The sequence below is a fragment of the Phytoactinopolyspora limicola genome (assembly GCF_011320225.1).
In the GTDB taxonomy this organism is placed as follows: Bacteria; Actinomycetota; Actinomycetes; order Jiangellales; family Jiangellaceae; genus Phytoactinopolyspora; species Phytoactinopolyspora limicola.
On the sequence record NZ_JAAOEN010000031.1, the window covers coordinates 1 to 21,983 of the forward strand.

The following is a 21,983-nucleotide window of genomic DNA, read 5'->3' on the forward strand; positions in this document are numbered from 1 at the left end:
CAACAAAAACGCCTGCTCACGATCCACACGCCGGTACCCCTTCGCCATAACGCCGAACCATGCCAAAGCACCACCCACCAGGCACCACGACACGCCGACCAGCACCAATGCAAAAAGCAACAGGCTGTATAGCGACGTGAAACCGGCAACGATCACCGGGGTTAGGGGAATAGGTCACCTAGTGCGACAGCACCGGTACCGCGACGCCGGCGGCTGCGGCAAGCGCTCTCATCGCTGCGATGACAGCGGTGGCTGCTTCTGCTGCGCCGGCGACGCCCGCGGCCGCCACAGTGGCCTCGGCCAGCGCGATCATGATGGCCAGCAGGCCAGCGACGAGTCGGGCTCTGTTGAAGAATTCGACGTAGTCACCTTTGATGCACAACGTCCAAAAGATGAGCCCACGCACTGGGCGACGCAACTCGAGCACCGGTTGGATGCGTTCCCCACCCGGGCCGACCATCGGCAGGAGCGGAAACTCGCGGGTGGGCGTGTACTTGCGGCCCGGATTGTAGGGGAGCCCTACCGCGGAGTAGTCACGCAAGATACTGAGGAGTTTTAGCGTTGCGTCGCGCGCCCCGCTCACGCTGGCCGGCTTGATCTCGTACCACTCGGAGTTCGCCCCGTCGTGGCGCATCATGTCGGGGCGACGGCTGCGGCCGAGCTGTGCCACCTGAGCCGAAGACAGTCCCGGGTGCTGGGCGCTGAGAAATCTCGTGTAATGCGACGGTCCCTTCGAATCGTCGAAAAAGTCGTGGGGACCCGACGGTGCCATGACGTCCTTGAAGTCCTTGAACACCAGGGGTTCGACGATGGTTTCGCCGAACCACTGTGCGATCACCGCACCCAGTTCCATCGAGAGCCGGAAGCAGATGCGATCCCCCAACTCGAAGAGATCCAGTACCTTGTCACCGATGCTTGTATCCGCGAAGCCGATCTCAACCAGGCCGGCCTTGTATGGATCGAGTGCGAGAACCCCTGCCTTCGTCGGCGCTACCGAAAGTGTGGCGTCTTCAAGGAAGGCGATCTCCGCGTCCAGCGCCCGCGACGTGCCTACGCCCACGACCGGATCGGTTGGTGCGAGCCCATGATCGGTCTTGTAGCTGACGATCGCCGCCGCCGTCTCTCCGCCGACGGTGAGGATACCGTCGATGTCGGTGGTAGGCATCGAGTAGCCGGTTGCGACGAGTGCTGCCTGGACGAGTCCTACGGCATCCGAGGTCTCCGGGGGCGCTATCCGGCGCACCCCAGTGGACACCGACTGCAGATCGGCGCTGCTGCCGAGCAGTTGCGATGTGAGCAATTCATCTGCTCCTTAGCTGACGGCGGTGGCCGAAGGACGGCGGCTCGCCCGGCCGGTCTGTCCGGCGGCGCCAACGTTAACCCTGCCGCCGCAGCCCGGGCCAGGTAGTCGACTACGCGTTCGTCGTGTCCGGTCGCCCGAGAAGAGCGGCAAACTCGCGGCGGTGCGATACGCCCAGTTTCTGCGCTGCCCGGTAGACATGACCCTCGACAGTGCGTACTGACAGCACCAGCCGGCCGGCGATGTCGCGGTTCGTCAGACCACGGGCGGCCAGGGCAACCACCTCGTATTCGCGGCGGCTTAGCACGGCGCCGAACCGCGTCGATGTGAGCGTCGGCGTCCGCAGGCCGGTGGCGGCGGTGATCGCGGAGAGGCGGCTCTGGCTGGTCAGCGCAGCCCCGGACAACCCGTCGGAACGCAGAATGATGAGCGCGTGTACCTCGGCGTCGAGCGCGGCCGCGAGGTCCTGGCGACGGTAGAACTCGCGTGAGACTGCCTGCAGAGCGACGGCGTCACGGTCCGCGAGGGCACGTGCATGCCGTGCGGCCAGCGGAGCTCGTGGTCCCATGGTGGCGGCGGCAAGCTCGGAAAGGCGGCTCGCCGCCGTGGAATCGCCCAGCCGAACGGCCGCGTGCAGGCACAGCGTCTCGGGCCCGTACATGCCGGTGGTGGCGGCCCTCTGTGCCGCCTCTCGGGCCACGTCGATGGCGCGGGAGATCTCCCCGCCGGCGGCGGCGACCCACGCGTCGGTCAGCATCACGTCGGGCCCGCGGTAGACGAAGCCGGGGTGCTGAAGCGCCAGGCACTGGTCCCACGCGGTCCGCGCGTCCGTTGCCCGGCCGGCCAACGCGAGTGCCTGGGTGAGATGCAGGGCGGCGAGGAACGCCCAGCCGGTCCGGTCATAGGCCCGGAGGGAGGCGGCGGTCTCCTGCAGTGTGGAGGCGGCGGTCGTCACGTCCCCGCGGAAGAACTGGGTGAAGCCGCGCAGGGCTCGGCTGATGTCTCCAAAGAAGGAGAGATCGAGGTGGACGCCAGCCGGGATGAGCGCCAGCACCCGGTCGGCGGACGTGAGGTCGCCGGCCACGTTCACCGCGTACAGCTGCCCTTCCAAGATCGCGAACTGGAGCGAGCTGAGCGCGGGGGTGGAGACCTCGTCCTGGAGCCCGAACGCGGGGTCGGCGGGATCGACGTCGGCGCGTAGGGCTCCGGCGTACGTCTCGGCGGCCAGCGCCGAGGTCGCGCCGATCGCACCGAGCGGCATTCCCCTCGACGCCTCGCGGGCCAGCTCCAAGCCCCGGCCCGGACGGGCCATGAAGGTTTCGAACCACGCCTGCATCGCTTGTAACTCGCGCGTCGCCGCGTCGTCGTCACCCACGAGGGCCAGCTGCTCTTCGAGCAGCCGGAGGGCGGCCTTCGGCTCACCGAGAACGAAAAAGGCGTTACCCGCCAGCACCTGCGCGGCGAAGACGCGTTCCATGGGCGAAGACGACGCCTCAAGCAGGTCGTCTGCCCATGCCGCCGCCTCCTCACCGCAGTTGGACCAGGACAGCGCGAAGACAAGGTCAAGATGTGCGCCGAAGCCTGCACCGGCGTCGATCGCCGCTCGGGCAAACCGGATGCCCCCTGCGAGATCGAGCCGGTTGAGCGCTGCGGAGGCCGCCTCCTGCGCCATCCGCGGGTCGACCGGCCGCCCGGCGTCGAGAATGAACCCCAACAGACGTCCGGGATCCACCGGCGCCGCCGTGCGCTGGACCGCGTCCACCAGGTCGCCGCTGAGCCGACGCATCCGCAGAGAGCCCATCTGGGTCCGCAGCAGCTCGCCGACCAGGGGATGTGCGGTACGGCACCAGGTGGTGCCGTCAGTGGTATCGACCTGGACCATCCCAAGGTCCTCCAGGCGCTCCACGGTCCGCGCGCCGGCCAGCGCCGACAAGACGCCCACCTCAAGAGGCTCGGCGAGCGCGAGGACGTCCGCAGCGTCGCGCAACCACTCACCGGTCCCGAGTGCCTCGCCGATCCGGCGGTCGAGCACGTCGGCGAGCGCAGCGGACAACTTCGATGGCTCGCGCCACCGCCAGGTGCCGTGAGCCTGTACTAGCCGGCCAGCGTCATGGTCGCCCTCGATCGTCAGCCGCGCGTAGAGAGCGTTACCTTCACTGACCTTTCGCAGTCGGGCCAGCCCGGAGGTCTCGACCGGGCCGCCGAGCGCCGCCCGGACGAACGTCTCGAACTCCGACTCGTTCAGCCCACCGACATCGATGCGGTGGAGCGTGCCCTCAAGCCACAGGGCGTCGAGCGGGAGCGGCAGCGACTCGCCACCGCGGGCGGTCAGGAGTACCCCGACGGTTGGCTCCCTGATCATGCGGGCGATGAGTACCGCGGTCAGGTAGTCGGTCCTCGGCACGTCGTCGACGACCAGGACTGGACGCAGCCCGGCCTTGCGTACGGCTGTGGCCAGCCGGTCCATGCTGGCCAAGGCGTCTCCCCCAACGGGGCGCAGGGAGCCGGTGAACACGCCGAACGGGCGGTCCCGGAGCGCCTCGCTGGCCGCGAGCCACGTGACGGTCCCGCCGAGCCGCTGCCATACCGACGCGGCCTCGTGGGCGAGCCTGGTCTTGCCGACCCCAGCCGCTCCAACCAGCAGCACGCCCGGATGGCTGCGTTCGCGGAAGGTTTGCAGAATCGAACTCAGCAGTTTTGTTCGCCCCACGAACGGCCAGTCCATAGCTCATTCTGATGCTGTCACCACGACGGTCACAAGGAGTCGCTCACCCGGCGAGAGCGGCGGTCTCGGTCTCCCCGGAGCCGGTGACCGAGACCAGGCACTCATCGCCGGCTCCGTGCTGAGCGACCCGCACACCGTGACCCCGAGACGCAACGTGACCTGCCATCGGCCCGGGTCACGTGATTCGCGTAGTCCACTACTCAACCCCATACGCGCCGGCCGTGATCATGCTAGGTGTCCCGGGCATGAGGGGATGACCGAATGGCCACGTCACGCGACGCTCGCTTCGCTGCGTCCTGTTCTGCGGCAGACGCTTCGGGACGCGGCCGTCGAGTCTACGGACGAGCTGACCGGGACACCCGAGCCGGAGGAGAGGACCAACCGATGGCCGATCAAATCCGGCTGGTACGACCCAACGACCTCCTCGTCGCCAGCGTCCAGTTCGAGAACCTCGTCCTCGCCCACGATGGATCCGCCCTGGTGCGAGTCACCACCGACGCTCCGGCCGCGGTGATCGTCCGGCTCCCGCCGCAGCACTACATGGAACCGGCCATTCAGGCTTCGCTCCACCGGCTCTTCGACGAGGTGGGTTTCACCGAGCGGCCAGCGTTCGTCGTTCCACTGCTGGCCGGTGGTGGCGCACGGTTCGAGTGGACGATTCCCGACGGCATGTCCAGAGTGGAGATCGGTGCCGGACCGGCCGGGCTGTTCGAGGCCCTGACCTCATTCGACACCAATCCCGGTGGCAACCAGTACGACGTCCTGGTCAACCTTTGGTTCGGCACCCTCGACGTCGACTGGGCGCTTCCCCCCACGCCCGATCCGGCCGGCTCACGACACCCGTTGTGGCGGATCCGGCCCGCTGTCGGCCATGGTGAGGTGTTCCCGGCCGGCCGGGGCATGAACGCCGCTGTGCCACACCGGCTCGACGCGGTTCTCGCCAGCACGGAGGGCCACGACCATCAGCGGGGTCGCGACCTCATGCGACAGGCGGGCATCACGGTCGAGCCGGCAGGCGTGACGATCGCCCACCCGTTCCCGTTCTTCCAGGCCCGCTTCCTCGCCCGCGACCTCACCGCCACCCCACTCGGTGGCACTGCCTCCTTCTTCGGGCCAGTCCCGCCCACCGACGGAAGCGGCAATCCTACGGCCATGACATATGAGCACCGCACCAGCCTCGGCCGAGATGTGTTCATCCGGCATGCGACCTGGGGGTGGCTGTCCAGCGGCCACCGGGCGGTCGTCACCCGCTACACGAGCCGCGACATCACGGCGGCGCAGATCGCCGGTTCGGACCTGAAGCCGGGTCCGGTCACCACCCAGGCAACCCTCTGGGCCAGGGCCGAGATCGCCGTGACCGAGCCGGTGCTGAACCTGACCGCACACGCCGGCGAGTACGAGCACGACGGCCGCGAGATCCCCTTCACCTCCCTGCGGATCGACGTTGATCGCACCGCCGTCGACCTGACCGGCGAAGCCGACGCCGCCCGTCAGCTGACCCTGGGCGGTACCCCTATCCTGTTCGACCTCACCGGCGTCGACCACGCCGGACGAGCGGTCCAGTTGCGGATGCCGTTGTCGTTCATCCCCGACGGACGGCCAACCTCCGATCTGGCCCCGTTCGTCCCGGCGTCCGGGACACCTGCCCGCCTCAACCCGACCCCGGTGGCTCTCGCACCGGAGTCCGGCCGACCACCCGGATCCACCAGCATCACGGTGACGACGGCTCACTTGGGCGTGATGCCGGCGACATCCCGGCCGGTGCTGCCGCGGCTCAGCTACTTGGAGGTGGAGGTCGACGCCTTGGCCGGGCTGACTCAGAAGGCGCCGGTCGTCCCGGCCAGCCTGCACCCGACCTTCCTGGCCAAGGGCCTGGACCGGATCGCCAATCCGCTCGGTGCCATGCTGAGCATCCCCGCGCTGGAGCTGAAGCTGCCGACCGCCAGCATCGGCGGGCTCGGCAACCCGGGCGGCGTCGTCGACCTCATCACCGCCGAACGCGGAGCTGTCGCCGCCGCTCTCACCGGCCAGCCGCCCACCCCGGAGCAGCTCGCCGCGGCCTTCCCGCTGCCAAAGCTGCTCGGCACCATCGACCTGCTGAAACTGCTCGACGCGGATTCGTTCCCGAAAATCGAGGGGCTGCCGTCGGTGCCGCAGCTGTCCCGGTCGGGCAAACCCGGAGCCGAGACACTGACCTACCACTTCGAGGCCAAGCTGACCCGCTCCATCCCCGAGTCCGGCATCTTCGTCGACTCCGGCGCCGCACTCGTCCTCGACGCCACCATCACTCGCTCCGGTCCGAACGGCGTCACCGCTACCTCGAAGGGCACGGTCACCGGCGTCCGGTTCGAGTTGGCGAAGGCCGTCCGGCTGCGGTTCGCGAAGATCCGCTTTGTCACCGACGCGGGCGGCAAGACCAGCGTCGACCTCGACGACATCGCGGTCGACTTTCTGGGTGCGTTCGAGTTCCTGGGGGAGATCGCGCGCCGCCTCGCCGGGCTCACCGGCGGTTCGGGTGCCCGGATCGATGTCGACGAGAAGGGCGTCACGGCCGGATTCCAGCTCGCGGTCCCCACCCTCGCGGTCGGAGTCATGCAGCTGTCGAACCTCTCCATCGACGCCTTCCTGCGGGTCCCGCTGTCCGACGGGCCGCTGAGCTTCACCCTCGACGTGGCCAGGCGGGAGCGGCCGTTCCAGTGCACGGTGTCGATGTTCGGTGGTGGGGGCTACCTCTCCCTGGAGGTCACCCCGGCCGGGTTGCGCCGACTGGAGGCGGCCATCGAGTTCGGTGGCAGCATGAGTCTGGACATCGTCGTCGCCAGCGGCGGCGTCAGCGTCATGGCCGGGGTCTACTTCGGCCTGAGGCAGGAAGGCGGCACGCAGTCTCTGGAGTTCGTGGCCTACGTCCGGGCCTCCGGTCACCTCACCGTGCTGGGCATCGTCAGCATCTTCGTCGAATTCCGACTGGCGCTGGCCTGCAAGGAAGTCACGGTCGGCGGCAGCAAGCACGCGATGCTGTCAGGCACGGCCAGCGTCACCGTCGGGGTCAAAGTGCTGTTCTTCAGCAAATCGGTCACTCTGACGGTCACCCGCCAGTTCCTCGGTTCGGCCGCCGACCCCAGCTTCGCCGAATGCTTCGCCGACGACGACTGGGACGAGTACTGCTTGGCCTATGCCGGGTCGGTTATCCCGGCCTTACCCGGTGACCCCTTCGGCGGAGGAGCGATCGTATGAGCATTCGCGAGTCGTTCGACTGGGTAGCCCTGCCGGCCGGAATCGCACCACCGCTGGCCGGCGACAGGCCGAACAGGTGCCGGTTGTCGGTGTTCGTCGCTCCTCAGGTGACACTGGTCGGCGAGCCGACGCGGATATTGCGACTGGAGGAACTCACCGACCTGGTCGACTGGCCGGACGCGCTGGCCGGGATGGAGCTGTCGGTCGAAATCGACGGAGCCGCCGCGGTCCCGGCCACCCGCGTCGGACCAGGACCCAACTCCCAACTGTGGCGGCGGTTGTTTCCACCGCACACGGCTGTCGAGCCCTTCGTGCCAGACGATCCAACCATCAACACCGTCGTGCAATACGCGGCGATCGATGTTCTCGACGTGATCGAGACAGGGTACTCCTCGGCGGCGCTCCTCGAACCGCCGATGATCGACCACTTCGACCCGGCTTACTGGGAACCAGACCACTGGATACCAGAGTGGTCTGGCTCCCAGCCAGACCAGGGCATCCCCGGGGAGACCGGGGTCCCGGGCGTGATCGGTGAGGAGAACATCCCGGGGCGGGAATGGGTGGGCGAGGAGAGGGGCCTGGTCGACCAGTGGTCATTGCGCAACCTGATCCCACCCGTCTACCAAGCAGTGGCACAGCCAGACAACTCCTGGCTCTTCGGCGCCGGCACGGGCGGCGCGAACCTCCTGACTCGCGCCGCCTTCGTGTCCGGTCGCCGAGTGGAGGTCCCGCTGGGCGAAGACTTGTCGATGCCCAGTCAACGCGCCCTGGAGATGGCCCGGTTCGCCGACTCCATGCGGCTCACCTGGCAGCCGGAAGATGTCGCAATGCCGGAGGAGACCGCGGAGGAACGGACGGCTGCGCTCATCGACAGCTACGACCTACACCGGATTGTGGCCGCGCTCGGTGACCACCCGGCCCTGTTGCGCTCTCTCGGTCTGGTGCTCGACCTCGAGATCCCGGTTCGTCTACCTCCATCTGGCCAGATCCGGGTGGTCGTGAGCCGTCCGGCCGGCGGCTCGGGAACTGTCGAGCACGCCGACCGGAATCCGTGGGTGAAGTTCACCACGAGGGCGCCGAACGGCTTCTCGGCCACCTCGGCCAGCGATGCCACCACGCCACCTGGACTGGAAGATCTTGGCCAGTACCATGTCATCCAGCTCGACATCGAAGGTGCCGCCGCCCAGCTGCTGGAACGGGCTGCCGAGGAGGTGACCGGCGCCGAGTCGGCCGCCCCGCCACGGGAGTTGCCGCCGCTGCGAACCGCCGGGCTCCGACTGGTCGAGAGTGGCGCCGCGGATCGGCTGATCGACAGGGCCGAACACACGAACGAGCTACGCCTGCTCGCCGACGACCCCGCGGTCGAAGACTCCCTGGATGCCGACGACGTACGGCGCGGATTCCGCCTCGACGTGCTCGACCAGACCACCGGAAAGTGGTACCCGCTGCATGCCCGCCAGGTCCGGTATAGGACCGCCGACGGCACCGTCCTCGGGTCGGTGACCGACGAGGGCTCGTTCACCGGGTCGTTCACCGGCCGGCCGTTGGCTCCTGGCGAGACATTGGATCCCGGCGACCTGATCTCGGTCGACGAGTCGCTCGTCACCTGGGACGGGTGGAGCCTCGCGGCCCCGCGACCCGGCGCAGTGGTGAGCGCCGATCCCTTCGACGCCGACGAGGTACATCGCACCGAAGCCGGTACGTCGATCATCGGCCGGCCACAGAACGACCCGCTGACCTCTACCGGCCTGGGGATCGACACCGCGGTGCTGCCAGGTTCACTACCCAAACTCAGATTCGGGCGCTCGTATCGGATGCGGCTGCGGTCGGTCGACCTAGCCGGCAACGCGCTCACCGTCGAGCAGGCGGACGAGGCGGTCAGCGAGGACGCCCGTGGAGCGGTCACCGACGAGGTAGTCTTCCGTCGATTCGAGCGGGTGCCACCGCCGGTTCCAGCCTTCGCCGTGCCCGCCGACAAAGCGCCACCGCGGATCGGCGAGACCGAGCGCCGGCTGGTGGTCCGCAGCGGCCTGGACGAGGGCGATGACACCTTCGGCCCCGAACCCGGGGTGGACGAGCGGCTGTTCTTCGCCCCGGAGTGTTCGGTCCAGCTGGCCGAGTGGCACGGAGCCTTCGACGACGCGATCGGCGCCCATGGCTCGGCGGCCGACCGGGCGGCGGCCTACCGGCGGGCGGCTCGCGAATCCGGTGTCCTACACCCCGACGCCACGGAGCTGCCCTGGCTCGCCGACCCCGCGTCGGCCGGTGCCTGTTTCTCCGGCCTGCCCGGGATGGCCGCCGATGATGTGCTGGTCGTGCGCTGGCCGGAGTCTCCGGCCGGGCCGGGGCCGATCCGGCTCCGGCTGGAGGCGCTCGACATCGACGAGATCCGCCGTCCCGACGTGGACGAGCATCGCGGCGTGGTCACCGCGTTCCTGCCGCCGGGTGGGCGGGCCATCGGGGCGGTGTCCAGCGTACTGACCGACGAGACGGTTATGGCCCTTCCTGCCGTGTGGCGGCAGCGGCTCGACGTGGCGGCGTTGGAGATCGCCAAAGAGCGGCTGGCCCGGCACCGGCATGGCATGGTCACCCCAGACAAGCCGTTCGAGCTCGTCCATGCCACCCAGCGGCCAAGGCAGGTTCCACAGCCCGCGGACTCGGCTCGGTTGCTTGAACGGTCGCCCGAGGACACCCACATCCGGGTGATGGTGCCCTGGACCGTGCATGGGCCGACGACCGGAACGGTCGAGCTGGTAGCCGAGTGGGCGGTGCCCCGCGACGAGCCGATACAACTCCCGTCGCCTGTGGCGTCGCCCGCGCCGGAGGCCATCCGGTGGGGACCGGCCATGACACCGGTTGCCACCACTATGGGACGTCCGCTGCTGGTGCCGCCGGTCGCCGTCACCGGTCCGTTCAACGTGGCGGTCTTCGTCGACGACGGCCCTGGCACTGTCGTGCTGGGGAACCTTGGGGACGACATGGGCGAAGACCCGATCGATCCGGCTGGAGCCACCCTGGACCTCGACACAACGGCGCACGTCACGTTGCGGCTGACCGCCATTGCCACCAGCCGGTTCGCCGAGTTCTTCGGTCCCGAGTTCGGACCGGCTGAAGCCGCAGCGGACGCCTCGGCCCGCGCCAGTCGGCTGACTGTCGCGTCCCAGCCGGTGACGATCGACGTGCCGAGCACTCGGCAACCCCCGGCGCCGACCGTGCTCGAAGTAATGCCCCTGGTGGTCCGCGACCGTGCGGACGGGCTAGTCCGGCGCCAGGGCGGCTGGCTGCGAGTCTGGTTGGCCCGCCCGTGGTTCGTCTCCGGCGAGGGGGAACTGCCCGCCATCGTCGCGGCCTGGGACGCCCAGCCGGCTCACCCGCTGCTCGCCGACGGTTACCAGGTGTCCACGCTCGTCGGCCCGGACCCCGCGCGACAACTACCGATCTTCGGCGGAGTCAGGCCGCATGATCTCGGCGGTTTTCCCGCTGCCTGGGCGAAGGTCCGGCTCACCGAGATGCGGATCGCCGAGGCGAGCGGTATCAGGCGCACCATCGGGGTGTCGGACCGCGGGATCAGCTGGGACCCGGACCAGCAGGCCTGGTACACCGACCTTCGGGTGGACGTGCCCGATCTCTACTTCCCGTTCGCACGGCTGGCCCTGGCTCGCCACCAGCCGACGTCGATCCGCGGCTCGTCGTGGGCAGCCGACGAGTTCCGGGTCTCCCCGGTGATCACGCTGGACCCCATACAGGTGCTGCCGGACCGGGAACTGCGCCATACCGAGGATACGAACAGCGTCACCGTGTCGTTGTCCGGCCAGAGCTACGACACGGCCTTCCAGCCCGTAAACCTGGGTACCGCAGAAGCCCCGAACTGGGTTATGCAGGAGCTGCCCGGCGGAGCGCCCAGCGCGGCCCGGGTGGTGGCGCAGCGACGGGTCCGCACCGGCGGTGACGAACTGCTTGCCTGGGAGGACCTGTTCGAGCAGGCGATGCTCAACGCTCCCGACGCGCTGCCCGGAGCGTTGGTCGCGCGGCTGACCCTACCGTTCGACCCAACCGACCCACCGGGCGAGTTCCGGCTGCTCGTCCTGGAGGAGGACTTCGCGCACGGGCCGCGCGTGTTCCAACACCCGGAAGGCACCCGAGGCCGGGTTACTTTCGCCGAGGTGATTCCGTTGCGGCGAGCCGTGGCCAGGGCAGGGTGATATGCCAGCAATGCTGCGTTTCTGATGGCCCGCTTCTCCGCAACTGGTCCAGAGTGGAGTTCTCGTGTGCGAGAACGGCAATTTGGAACGTCGAGCACATGGTGGTGCTGCTGCCGAGTTCGCGCGCCACTGCCCCACCTCGTCTTCCTGGGCCACGATCTCCCTCGGTCCGACGCCGGTAGGAACCCCGGGGCACACCACGACGCCAGACTCGCCGTCCATGGACAGCTCGGCCGTGTCGAGCCGAGCCAGTCGCCAGCGAGCCCTCTGGCGTACAAGAGTGATCGATCGTCGTCAACCGTTGCGTGCCCCTCATGGGCAGGTGAGGTAGCAGATGCACCCTTCGGATCGGCGGGTGTTGAGCTGCACGAGTTCGGGCATGCGTTCGGGCTGGGGCACACGTTCGAGGCCGGGTCGGTGATGCATCCGCCAGCGCGGATGGACGCGGTGGGAGGGTTGACCGACGTGCAGAACACGCTGTGGGAGTTGCAGGGTGAGATCGTCCGCCTGGAGCTCCGACGGGAACTGCTCGCCGAGGTCCGGGCGCACCGGCTGGCTGAGATCCGCGAGGCGTATGGGCTGAACCAGACCGAGGTCTCTCAGCAGCTCGGGATCTCCCAGTCGCGGGTGTCCCGCATCGAACATGGCGAACTCGACCGGTCCGAGATCGGCACCGGGAGAGCCTGCGTCGAGGCACTAGGCGGCGAGATCGAGATCGTGGCCCGGTCCGGCGACGAGCGCCTCACGGTAAGCTGATGTTCACATACACCGCTGGCGGACTCCCGAGGATGCCCTCCCCACCCAGACGGAGATTGATCCCGGAGGTACGTCATGGCTCACTCGCCACACCGTCAGTGGCAAGGCTGCGCACTCTGCAAGATGCACAAGGGCAACGGTGACGCTGTCCGTGGCCGGTCGTTCGGAACGTCGGGAAGAAGCGTCGCTGGAATCGCCGGAACGTAGACGAGAGTTGATACTCGAGGGTGGCGCGGCTCCCCGGTCTGGCCTGGACCGGATCGTAGCCGCGTCAGCCTCCGCATAACCCAGCCAGGGCCTGACGGGACGGCTGGAGGGCAGGTGCCGGCTTAGGGCAACAGCGTATTTAGGTATCCAGGTTCGGCACGCGTTCGATGGGACAGTTCACAGATGAACACGCCAGAGAGGCCTGAGAAGATCGTCGGCCTCGACGTGAAGGGCCGCCCCGCTCGGCGGGTCGACACGACGGCCCGGGACGCCCGCACTGTCGAGCTTCGAGCGAAGGGCATGCCCATCCGCGCAATCGCCGACGAGGTAGACGCCTCAGTCGGCACCGTTCACCGTGTACTCGAGGCGGTGAAGTGAAGCATGGTCGTGGAGTGGTTGCAGAACGACGAAGCGGCCAGCCAGCACGTCGCTGACCAGCCGCCTTATCGATGGTGGAGGTGCCGGGAATCGAACCCGGGTCCTTCGACGCCTCTCCAAAGCTTCTCCGGGCGCAGCCTGCTATGCCTCTACTTGGCTCCGGTGATCACGCAGGCGAGTCACCGTGACGAGCCCAGCCACGTAAGTGTCCCCACCGGCCCCGTGGCCGTGCCGATGAGTGGAGCTTCCTCAATGATGCCGAGCACCGGGCCGGAAGCACTCCCGGGTCGACAGACTTCTATTCCCGTGCCTCAGGCGGCAAGGGCGAAGTCAGTGCGCTTTTCGTTGGCACTTATAACGTTGCCGCGATCGTTTACGAGATGACGCGACATCCTCGGCCCGCTTCCCTTGGTTCAACGTGCGAAGTCGAAACCGTTCACCCCCTGTTGAGTTATTAATGCCTGCCGTCACGCGTCTGGCGAGGCGTCACCAGGCTACACGGTTCAACACCCCACCCGCGAGCGACATTCCCCCTCCCATGATCATGAACACTTTGCCGGGTGATAGCCCGGCAAAGTGTTCATGATCATGGGAGGGAAGAGGTTTCATCATTGCCTACCGGGTAGTAACAATTGAGGTAGATCTCCTTCTCTCTATCCCGGAAGGTGCGCGATGTCGACGCCCCACCCCACCGGAAACGTAGACGAACGACAAGCCCGCGAGGTGGCCGAAGCCGCCCGCGAAACCGAATGGCGCCAACCGTCGTTCGCGAAAGAGCTCTACCTTGGCCGGTTGCGTCTCGATCTCATCCATCCACATCCGACGCTGTCCACCGAAGACACCGAACGAGCTACCACGTTTCTCCAACAGCTGCACGCGGTGTGCACTACCGAGATCGACGCCGAGATCATCGAACGCGAGGCACGGATCCCCGACGAATCCATCAAGGCACTCGCCCGAATCGGCACGTTCGGGGTGAAGATCCCGCAAGAGTACGGTGGACTCGGCCTGACTCAGGTGGCGTACAACCACGCCCTCATGTTGGCCACCAGCACCCACCCCGCACTTGGCGCGCTGCTCTCCGCTCACCAGTCCATCGGCGTACCAGAACCGCTACGCTACTTCGGCACCGACGAGCAGAAGAACGCCTACCTGCCTCGGTGCGCACGCGGCGCCATCAGCGCGTTCCTACTCACCGAGCCCGACGTCGGCTCCGACCCGGCCCGTCTCGGGACCACCGCAACTCCGGTCGACGACGGCCGCGCCTACGAACTCGACGGCGTCAAGCTCTGGACTACCAACGGTGTCGTGGCCGAACTGCTGGTCGTCATGGCGCGCGTCCCCGAACACGGCGATTCGCCAGGCGGCATCACCGCCTTCATCGTCGAAGCTGATTCTCCAGGTATCACCGTTGAGAACCGCAACGAGTTCATGGGCCTGCGCGGTATCGAGAACGGTGTCACCCGGTTCGAGCGGGTACGGGTTCCGGCGGAGAACCTGCTCGGCCGCGAAGGCCAAGGCTTGAAGATCGCCCTCACCACACTCAACACCGGCCGGCTGGGCATTCCCGCGGTGTGTGCCGCCGCTAGTAAATGGTGCGCGAAGATAGCGCGGGAATGGTCGGCCGAGCGAGTCCAGTGGGGCAAGCCGGTCGGCCGGCACGCCGCCGTCGCACACAAAATCTCATACATCACCGCAACCGCGTTCGCCCAGGATGCCGTCGTCGAGCTGTCCGCACATATGGCCGATCAGGGCCGGCGCGACATTCGCATCGAGGCTGCACTGGCAAAACTCTGGTGCAGCGAGACCGTATGGAGGGTTGCCGACGAGCTGGTTCAGATCCGCGGCGGACGCGGATACGAGACGGCCGCGTCTCTCCGAGCTCGTGGCGAACGCGCCGTACCAGCCGAGCAGGTCCTGCGCGACGTCCGCATCAACCGCATCTTCGAGGGCTCGAGCGAGATCATGCATCTGCTGATCGCCCGTGAGGCAGTCGATGCACACCTGCAGGCCGCGGGAGACATCATCGATCCAGACGTCGACCTCACCGGGAGAGCCAAAGCCGCCGTCAAGGCCACCGGCTTCTACGCCACCTGGCTTCCGCGACTGGCCACCGGACCGGGACACCGGCCCAACTCGTATAGCGAGTTCGGCCCGCTCGCGGCACACCTGCGGTACGTGGAGCGAGCCTCCCGGAAGCTTGCTCGGCAAACCTTCTACGGGATGGCCCGCTGGCAGGCCAAGTTGGAGAAGAAACAGGGCTTCCTGGCCCGCGTCGTCGACATCGGAGCCGAGTTGTTCGCCATGGCCGCCACCTGTGTGCGGGCTCAGATGCTGCGCACCGATCCACACGGGATCGACCTGGGTGACTACATGGCTGGTGGCACAGCAGCGAACAAGGAACAACCACCCGCGGGGGCCACCCAACTCGCGGACGTCTTCTGTCGGCAGGCCCGCCTACGGGTCGACCACCTATTCCACGCTTTGTGGCACAACACCGACTCGGTCGACGAGTCACTGGCCCGCGCAGTACTGGACGGCCACCTCACCTGGCTCGAAGCCGGCATCATCGACGTCAGCGAGGGAACCGGGCCGTGGATCGCCACCGCACCCGAACCTAAGGAGAGCGTGGCCCGCCGCATGCTGCCCTCCACCCGCAGCGATGGGTGATGACCTGCGCATAGCCAAGCGTCAGCGGCGGCGGGCGCGCGACATCGCCCGCTCAGCCTCACGTTTGGCTTCCCGCTCCGCGATGGCGTGCCTCTTATCGTGCGACTTCTTACCTCGGGCCAGGGCGATCTCCACCTTGGCGTAGCCGTCCTTGAAATAGAGCGACAGAGGGACGAGAGTGAACCCCTGCTCCTTCGTCTTGCCGATCAGACGGCTGATCTCGTCTTTACGTAGCAACAACTTCCGAGACCTGCGTGGCTCATGGTTGGTCCAGGTGCCCGACGTGTACTCCGGGATGTGGACGTTGCGCAGCCACACCTCACCATCGCGCACCTCGGCATAACCGTCGGCCAACGTCGCCTTGCCAGCCCGCAGCGACTTTACCTCGGTGCCGCTGAGGACCAACCCTGCCTCGTATGTGGCGTCGATGTGGTAATCGTGCCGGGCGCGCCGGTTCTGCGATATCAGGGTGCGTCCGCGCTCACGTGCCATACCCTCAGGATCTCATCAAACCGGCCGCCGAGACGAACCAATATCGACGCGAACATCAACGTCCCAGGTAGTCCATGGGATTGCGGAGCGTTCCGTTCACATACAGCATGAAGTGCAGGTGGCAGGCCGTGGACAGACCGGTGGTGCCCGAGTAGCCCACCACATCGCCCTGGGAGACCCGCTGCCCGGACCCCACAGCGAACCGGGACAGGTGGCTGTAGGTGGTCACCTTGCCACCATGGTTGACGGCGATCTGGTTGCCATAAGCACCCCGATACGATGCCCACTCGACGGTGCCGCCCGCCGAGGCGTAGATCGGCGTTCCACAATAGGCACGGAAGTCCGTGCCGTCGTGGAGCTTCCGCACACCGGTGATCGGATGGGTGCGCATGCCGTACGGGGACGTCACATATGGCTGCGTCACCGGGAACCGTAGGGCACTCGACGAGTTTCCGCCGTCGTTCCCACCGCCATCATTCCCGCCGCCACCGCCGCCACCACCGCCGTTGTCGCCGCCACCACCACCGCCGTTGTTCCCGCCGTTGTCCTGGTTCTCCCGCTCGCGTTCGCGTTCGCGTTCCCGCTCGCGTTCGCGTTCCCGCTCCCGCTCGCGTTCGCGTTCCCGCTCCCGTTCGGCATGCTCACGCTCAAGCCGGTCGATGTCGTCCTGGATGCTGTCTCGCTCTGATTCCAACGCCGCGTATTGTTGCTCGTTCTCCTCGCGTGCACGCTCTGCCGCCCGCCGTGCGTTCTCCCGCGCGTCGATCAGTGTTTCAACCTCGGCCTTCGCTGCCGCAGCTGCCTGCGCGGCCTGCTTCGCTTCGGCCTGAACCTCGCGAGCCCGCGCCTCGGCGCGCTCAGTCTCGTCTAGATGGTCTAACGCTTCCTGCCGAAGGACTTCCGCTTCGGCCTGCAAGTCTTCGAGAACGACGCGTTCGTTGGCGAGCTCGACGCGATCATCACGCAGGTCCGTCAAGATCGACGTTTCTGCGTTCACGACTGCCCGGGTTGCTTCCACCGTCGCCACCAGCTCGTGCATATCGCTAGCGCGTAGCGCCACAGCGAGACTGGCGAGCTCTCCGCCGGCGCCCCGCTGGTATGCCTGCGACGCGATCAAGCTGATGGATTGCCGTTGATCGTCGATACGTTCGTTGACATCGGCGATTCGGATCAGTTGATCATCGACCCGCTCCTCAGCCACGGCTAGCCGCTCAGCGGCCCTGGCGTCTTCAGCTCGAGCCGCGGCCACTTCACCCTCAGCGATCTCGACCTCGCGGTTCGCCGTGTCGAGGGCTGCGTCCGCGCTGGCCATCGCCTCTTCCGCAGCCGGCAACTGGCTGACGGCGGCCTCATAGGCCTTCGTCGCATCGTTCAGTTCCTCGGTGGAGTGAGCGAGCTCGTCCTCCACCTCACCCAGTTCGCGTTCGGTCTCCTGAAGCTGCTCTTCACCGTCCCGAATACGGTCGCGGAGGTTATCTGCCCAGGCAGGGTTCAGCAGCGCGAGCGCCAGGACCGAGGCCAGCAATAGTGCTACCCCTCGGCGGTACCACGAGGCCCCGTCAGTCACACCATTCACATTTGACTCCTCCGTACCGGACGTGAACGACCGTAACATCATTCACACCGACATGGAAGAAGAAGGGTAGAAAGCGACAGCCTGACAGAACCCCCACCATCGAATAATAGGGGCCGTTTTGTCCGGTTTTGGCGGGCAGCTCAGACCCGCAGATACCTCCGCAATGTGAGGAATGAGGCGAACGCCGAAATGATCACACCGGTCAGCAACAGCCACGGCACCATCATCCACACGTCGCTCTGACTCACCCACTCAGTGAACGTGAAATTGGGCGCCAGCAGACGCGACACAGCCACCTCTTGCAGGGCAAACACCGCAGCGCACCCCAAAATGGACCCGATAAGCCCAGCGATCGCGGCCTCGAGGATGAACGGCAGTTGAATATAGAAGTTCGACGCACCAACCAGCCTCATAATGCCCGTCTCACGCCGCCGGCTGAACGCCGCCAATCGAATCGTGTTGGCGATCAACAACGTGGCTGCCACCACCTGGATCACCGCAATGACAATAGCTCCGACCTGGAACCAATCCAGAAGTCGGAACAGTGGCCCTAAGACTTCTCGTTGATCATGGACGTTCTGCACCCCTGGCAACCCAGCGACGGCCGACACCACTCCGTCGTACTCGTCCGGATCCACCAGCGCAACGCGGAACGCCTCTTGTAGATGGTCAGGGTTGATAACGTCGGCAACGGGGTCGTCCAGCGGCTCGGTGAACCGCTCGTATGCCTCTTCTTGCGACTCGTAGAAGACCTCCGCGACCTCGCGGTGGTCTTCTAGCGTCGCCTGGATCCGCTCCCGCTCGCTGTCCGTGACCTCGCCGCCGCCGCAGTTCCCCCCGCGGGAGTACTCGTTGCACATGAACACCGAGATCTCGACTTTGTCGTACCAGTAGCCCTTGGTGGCCTCGGACTGGGCCCTAATCAGCAGGCCGGTGCCGAACAGCGCAATCGAGATAGACACGGTGATGATGACCGCGACGGTCATCGTCAAGTTGCGCCGAAGGCCGGTGGCAATCTCGGACAAGACATACTGGAAGCGCATCGCGTTAGTATCCGTAACGGGTCAGTGGCGGATGAGGGCAGGTCAGCGCGTGTAGCCGTACACGCCGCGGGACTGGTCTCGAACCAACTTGCCGTGCTCCAGCTGGATGACCCGCTTACGCATCTGATCAACGATCGATTGGTCGTGTGTCGCCATCGCCACCGTGGTCCCCGTTCGGTTGATTCGGTCCAGCAGCTTCATGATCCCAACGCTCGTGGCGGGGTCGAGGTTTCCCGTCGGCTCGTCAGCCAGCAGGATCAGCGGCCGGTTCACGAAGGCTCGAGCCACCGCGACACGCTGCTGTTCACCACCCGACAGTTGGTCGGGCATCCGGTCCTGCTTGCCGTCCAGACCGACGAGGTCCAGCACCGCCGGAACATCGCGCTGAATCTGCCGGCGCGATTTGCCAATCACCTGAAGCGCGAAGGCGACGTTCTCGAACACCGTCTTGTTGGGCAGCAGCCGGAAGTCCTGGAAGACGGTCCCGATCCGACGACGCAGGTGGGGAACCTTCCAGTTGGACAACCGGTGCAGGTCTTTACCCGCCACCCGGATCCGACCCGACGTGGGCCGCTCCTCCTTGAGCACCAGCCGCAGGAAAGTCGACTTACCCGACCCGGACGGGCCCACGAGGAAGACGAACTCCCCCCGCTCCACTTCCATGGTCAAGCTGTCCAAGGCCGGCCCGGACTGGGTCGGGTACACCTTGGTGACGTTGTCGAATCGGATCACGTTGCCTCGCCGACGATGGTTGTTGTCTCAGCCTGGCCCCCGCCGGCAGGCGGGCGCCGCACCCGAGTGTACGTCGTCCCGGGCGCAACGGCACCGCCGACGACACGCCGTCCGGCCAGCGCCCTGATCATATGAACACGCCGCGCGGAACACGGCCCGTCACGTTCGGTCATGCACACATCCGCCTCAACGTACAAGCGACACATCAGGTGCCCGGCGGCGTGAAACACCACACGAAGAGGCCGGGTGCCTCTACGAAAAGAGACACCCGGCCCTTCAGGAGATCGGCCGTCCGAACCACACTCCATATCGACGTGCATGCCAGTGCGGTTCGGCGCCCGCAGGAGGTCGTCTGCCGCGTTGGGCGTCAGACCGCGCTGGTCAGGCCGCGCCGGCCAGCGACCACCAGGCCGCCACCGAGCAGCAACAGTGCCGCTCCACCGAGCATCCAGGCCGACGAAGTACCGGTGTCCGGCAACTGCTCGTCGTCCTCGTCTTCATCTTCGCCCGGAGGAGGGGTCGGCTCGGGTGTACCGGTCGGCTCCTCCGTGGGTTCGTCGGTCGGCTCGTCCGTGGGTTCGTCGGTCGGCTCGTCCGTGGGCTCGTCGGTCGGATCCGGGGTTTCGGTCGGATCCGGGGTTTCGGTCGGGTCAGGTGTCTCGGTCGGATCCGGGGTTTCGGTCGGATCCGGCGTCTCAGTCGGATCCGGCGTCTCAGTCGGATCCGGCGTCTCAGTCGGCTCAGGAACGTACCCGCACACGAACCAGTGGCTGATGGCGTGCGCCTTGCCTTCCTGGCTGTGATGCGGAATGTACATGTCATCGATGGGCTCACCCGGGTAGTACACGCCGCCCCCACCTTGACCACCCTTGAGGACGGTCGCGGTGATCACGACATTCGGATTCACCTTCTCGACGTTGAGCACCTCACCCTCAGGGTTTTCGGCGTTGTCCGTCACCTCGCCACTGACGTACTCGTTGGCGGCAGACTTACCCTCAGTGTCGATCAAGGGGTCAGGATCGCTAAAGATCTCAAGGTCATCGCACGTCTTGGCGTTCCTATCGAACGGGACGTACTGCGGTTCGGTGGGATCGGCGGAAGCGGTGGACACCAGGCCGACAGCCACGAGTGCACCACCAGTGAGCAGGCTCGCTAGTCCCGCGGAAAGCGCGAGGCGCCCCCGACCGGGACGCACTGAAGTATCAGATCTAGACATGCGAAAATACCGGCCTCTCGAAACTGCGCGTAGCAGGCCCCCCGACGGCCTGGGTCGCACCTTATGTAACAACCAGGCCGAACTGTACACAAGGGACACCGCGCCCCACCAGTCCACATGCCCACTTTTTGTGTTTTGTGACCGAACTCCCTCCGGCGACTCGGCCAGAGGCCATTGCCCTTAATGGCAGAGCGGGGAAGAGGAAACCAACGACGCGCGGAGACCGGAGAAATGATCAGCGGCCGTCCTCGGCCCGCGGCTGGTCGATCACGATGAGGCAGCCTCTTGCTGCTTGCGCCAACGGATCCCAGCCTCGAGGAACGCGTCGATGTCGCCGTCGAATACGGCCTGGGGGTTACCGACCTCATATTCGGTACGGAGGTCTTTGACCATCTGGTACGGCTGCAGAACGTACGACCGCATCTGGTCTCCCCACGACGCCTTGACGTCACCGGCGAGCTCCTTCTTCTGCGCTTGCTCCTCCTGGCGCTTGAGCAGCAACAGCCGTGATTGCAGCACCCGCATGGCGGCGGCCCGGTTCTGGATCTGCGACTTCTCGTTCTGCATCGACACAACCAACCCGGTGGGGAGGTGGGTGATCCGCACCGCGGAGTCGGTCGTGTTGACACTCTGGCCGCCGGGACCGGACGAGCGGAATACGTCGATACGGATGTCCGTCTCCGGGACCTCGATGTGGTCGGTCTGTTCGATCAGCGGCACCACCTCGACCGCGGCGAACGATGTCTGCCGCCGCCCCTGATTGTCGAACGGCGAGATTCGAACCAATCGGTGCGTCCCCGCCTCAACCGATAGCTGCCCATAGGCGAACGGTGCTTTAACCTCGAAGGTCGCCGACTTCAGGCCGGCCTCTTCGGCGTACGAGGTATCGAGAACATCCGCTCGGTAGCCGCGCCGCTCCGCCCACCGGGTATACATCCGCAGCAGCATCTCGGCGAAGTCCGCCGCGTCGACACCACCGGCGCCGGCACGAATGGTGACGACGGCTTCGCGCTCGTCGTACTCGCCGGACAGAAGCGTGCGGATCTCCAGGTCGGCGATGAGTTCCCCGAGTTCATCGAGCTCCCGGTTCACCTCGGCCATCGCGTCCGCGTCGCCTTCTTCGCGGCCGAGTTCGACCATGACGGGCAGGTCGTCGACACGCTGGCGCAGCTCGGTCACCTTACGCAACTCCGCCTGCGCATAGGACAACCGGCTGGTGACCTTCTGGGCCCGGTCGGTGTCGTCCCACAGATTGGGAGTGGCCGCCTGCTCCTCGAGCTCGGCGACCTGCTCCCGAAGCTTCTCCGGCTCCAAGACCTGCTCCACGCCAGCCAGCGTCTGAGAGAGCTCGGCGATCTCTGTGTCGATGTCACGTTCTGCCACGTCTCCCAAGAGTACGCGCTCCACCGAGCACCGTCGCCCATACACGGATCACTAAGAGGCCGCGCGGAA

The 21,983-nt window shown here is 66.6% G+C and carries 13 protein-coding genes and 1 other RNA gene; 5 read left to right on the forward strand and 9 right to left on the reverse strand.

Features of this window, described 5'->3' with window-relative positions; translation table 11 throughout:
• Positions 1–178: 178 nt before the first annotated feature.
• Complete coding sequence (locus tag G8760_RS29240) at positions 179–1,300, reverse strand: peptidoglycan-binding protein (RefSeq protein ID WP_166356349.1); 1,122 nt, start codon at positions 1,298–1,300, stop codon at positions 179–181.
• Between the two features lie 112 nt (positions 1,301–1,412).
• Positions 1,413–4,025, reverse strand: a complete 2,613-nt coding sequence (locus G8760_RS29245; RefSeq protein ID WP_166356350.1) for a helix-turn-helix transcriptional regulator — start codon at positions 4,023–4,025, stop codon at positions 1,413–1,415.
• A 384-nt stretch (positions 4,026–4,409) separates the two neighbouring features.
• On the opposite strand from G8760_RS29245, the gene G8760_RS29250 reads away from it, so the two are divergent.
• The 4 genes from G8760_RS29250 to G8760_RS29265 all read left to right on the forward strand — a co-directional run bounded on the left by G8760_RS29250 (position 4,410) and on the right by G8760_RS29265 (position 12,802).
• Positions 4,410–7,259, forward strand: a complete 2,850-nt coding sequence (locus G8760_RS29250) for a hypothetical protein (protein WP_166356351.1) — start codon at positions 4,410–4,412, stop codon at positions 7,257–7,259.
• Positions 7,256–11,461, forward strand: a complete 4,206-nt coding sequence (locus tag G8760_RS29255; protein WP_166356352.1) for a hypothetical protein — start codon at positions 7,256–7,258, stop codon at positions 11,459–11,461. The genes G8760_RS29250 and G8760_RS29255 overlap by 4 nt, the downstream gene beginning before the upstream one ends.
• A 24-nt stretch (positions 11,462–11,485) precedes the next feature.
• Complete coding sequence (locus G8760_RS30690) at positions 11,486–12,217, forward strand: helix-turn-helix domain-containing protein (RefSeq protein ID WP_281355192.1); 732 nt, start codon at positions 11,486–11,488, stop codon at positions 12,215–12,217.
• A gap of 390 nt (positions 12,218–12,607) precedes the next feature.
• Entirely contained in the window at positions 12,608–12,802 is a 195-nt protein-coding gene (locus G8760_RS29265) for a helix-turn-helix domain-containing protein (protein WP_166356354.1), read from the forward strand.
• Positions 12,803–12,874: 72 nt separating this feature from the next.
• Here the strand turns inward: G8760_RS29265 and ssrA are convergent.
• Positions 12,875–13,246: a transfer-messenger RNA gene (ssrA, locus tag G8760_RS29270) on the reverse strand.
• A 228-nt stretch (positions 13,247–13,474) separates the two neighbouring features.
• Here ssrA and G8760_RS29275 point away from each other — a divergent pair.
• Positions 13,475–15,472 (forward strand): acyl-CoA dehydrogenase family protein, encoded by a 1,998-nt coding sequence (locus G8760_RS29275; protein ID WP_166356355.1) that lies wholly within the window; start codon positions 13,475–13,477, stop codon positions 15,470–15,472.
• A gap of 21 nt (positions 15,473–15,493) precedes the next feature.
• On the opposite strand, the gene smpB is transcribed toward G8760_RS29275, so the two are convergent.
• The 6 genes from smpB to prfB all read right to left on the reverse strand — a co-directional run bounded on the left by smpB (position 15,494) and on the right by prfB (position 21,914).
• Positions 15,494–15,964 carry an SsrA-binding protein SmpB gene (gene smpB / locus G8760_RS29280; protein ID WP_166356356.1) on the reverse strand — a complete coding sequence of 157 codons (471 nt, stop codon included), beginning with the start codon at positions 15,962–15,964 and terminating at the stop codon, positions 15,494–15,496.
• A gap of 55 nt (positions 15,965–16,019) precedes the next feature.
• Positions 16,020–17,531, reverse strand: a complete 1,512-nt coding sequence (locus G8760_RS29285; protein WP_166356357.1) for a M23 family metallopeptidase — start codon at positions 17,529–17,531, stop codon at positions 16,020–16,022.
• A 149-nt stretch (positions 17,532–17,680) separates the two neighbouring features.
• Positions 17,681–18,583, reverse strand: coding sequence for a permease-like cell division protein FtsX (gene ftsX / locus G8760_RS29290; RefSeq protein WP_166356358.1), 903 nt, complete (start codon positions 18,581–18,583; stop codon positions 17,681–17,683).
• Positions 18,584–18,625: 42 nt separating this feature from the next.
• Entirely contained in the window at positions 18,626–19,315 is a 690-nt protein-coding gene (ftsE, locus tag G8760_RS29295; RefSeq protein ID WP_166356359.1) for a cell division ATP-binding protein FtsE, read from the reverse strand.
• Between the two features lie 367 nt (positions 19,316–19,682).
• Positions 19,683–20,441: an LPXTG cell wall anchor domain-containing protein gene (locus G8760_RS30490; protein ID WP_246222730.1), complete on the reverse strand. Its 759-nt coding sequence runs from the start codon at positions 20,439–20,441 to the stop codon at positions 19,683–19,685.
• A gap of 357 nt (positions 20,442–20,798) precedes the next feature.
• Positions 20,799–21,914, reverse strand: coding sequence for a peptide chain release factor 2 (prfB, locus tag G8760_RS29305; protein ID WP_207782856.1), 1,116 nt, complete (start codon positions 21,912–21,914; stop codon positions 20,799–20,801).
• Between the last annotated feature and the right edge of the window lie 69 nt (positions 21,915–21,983).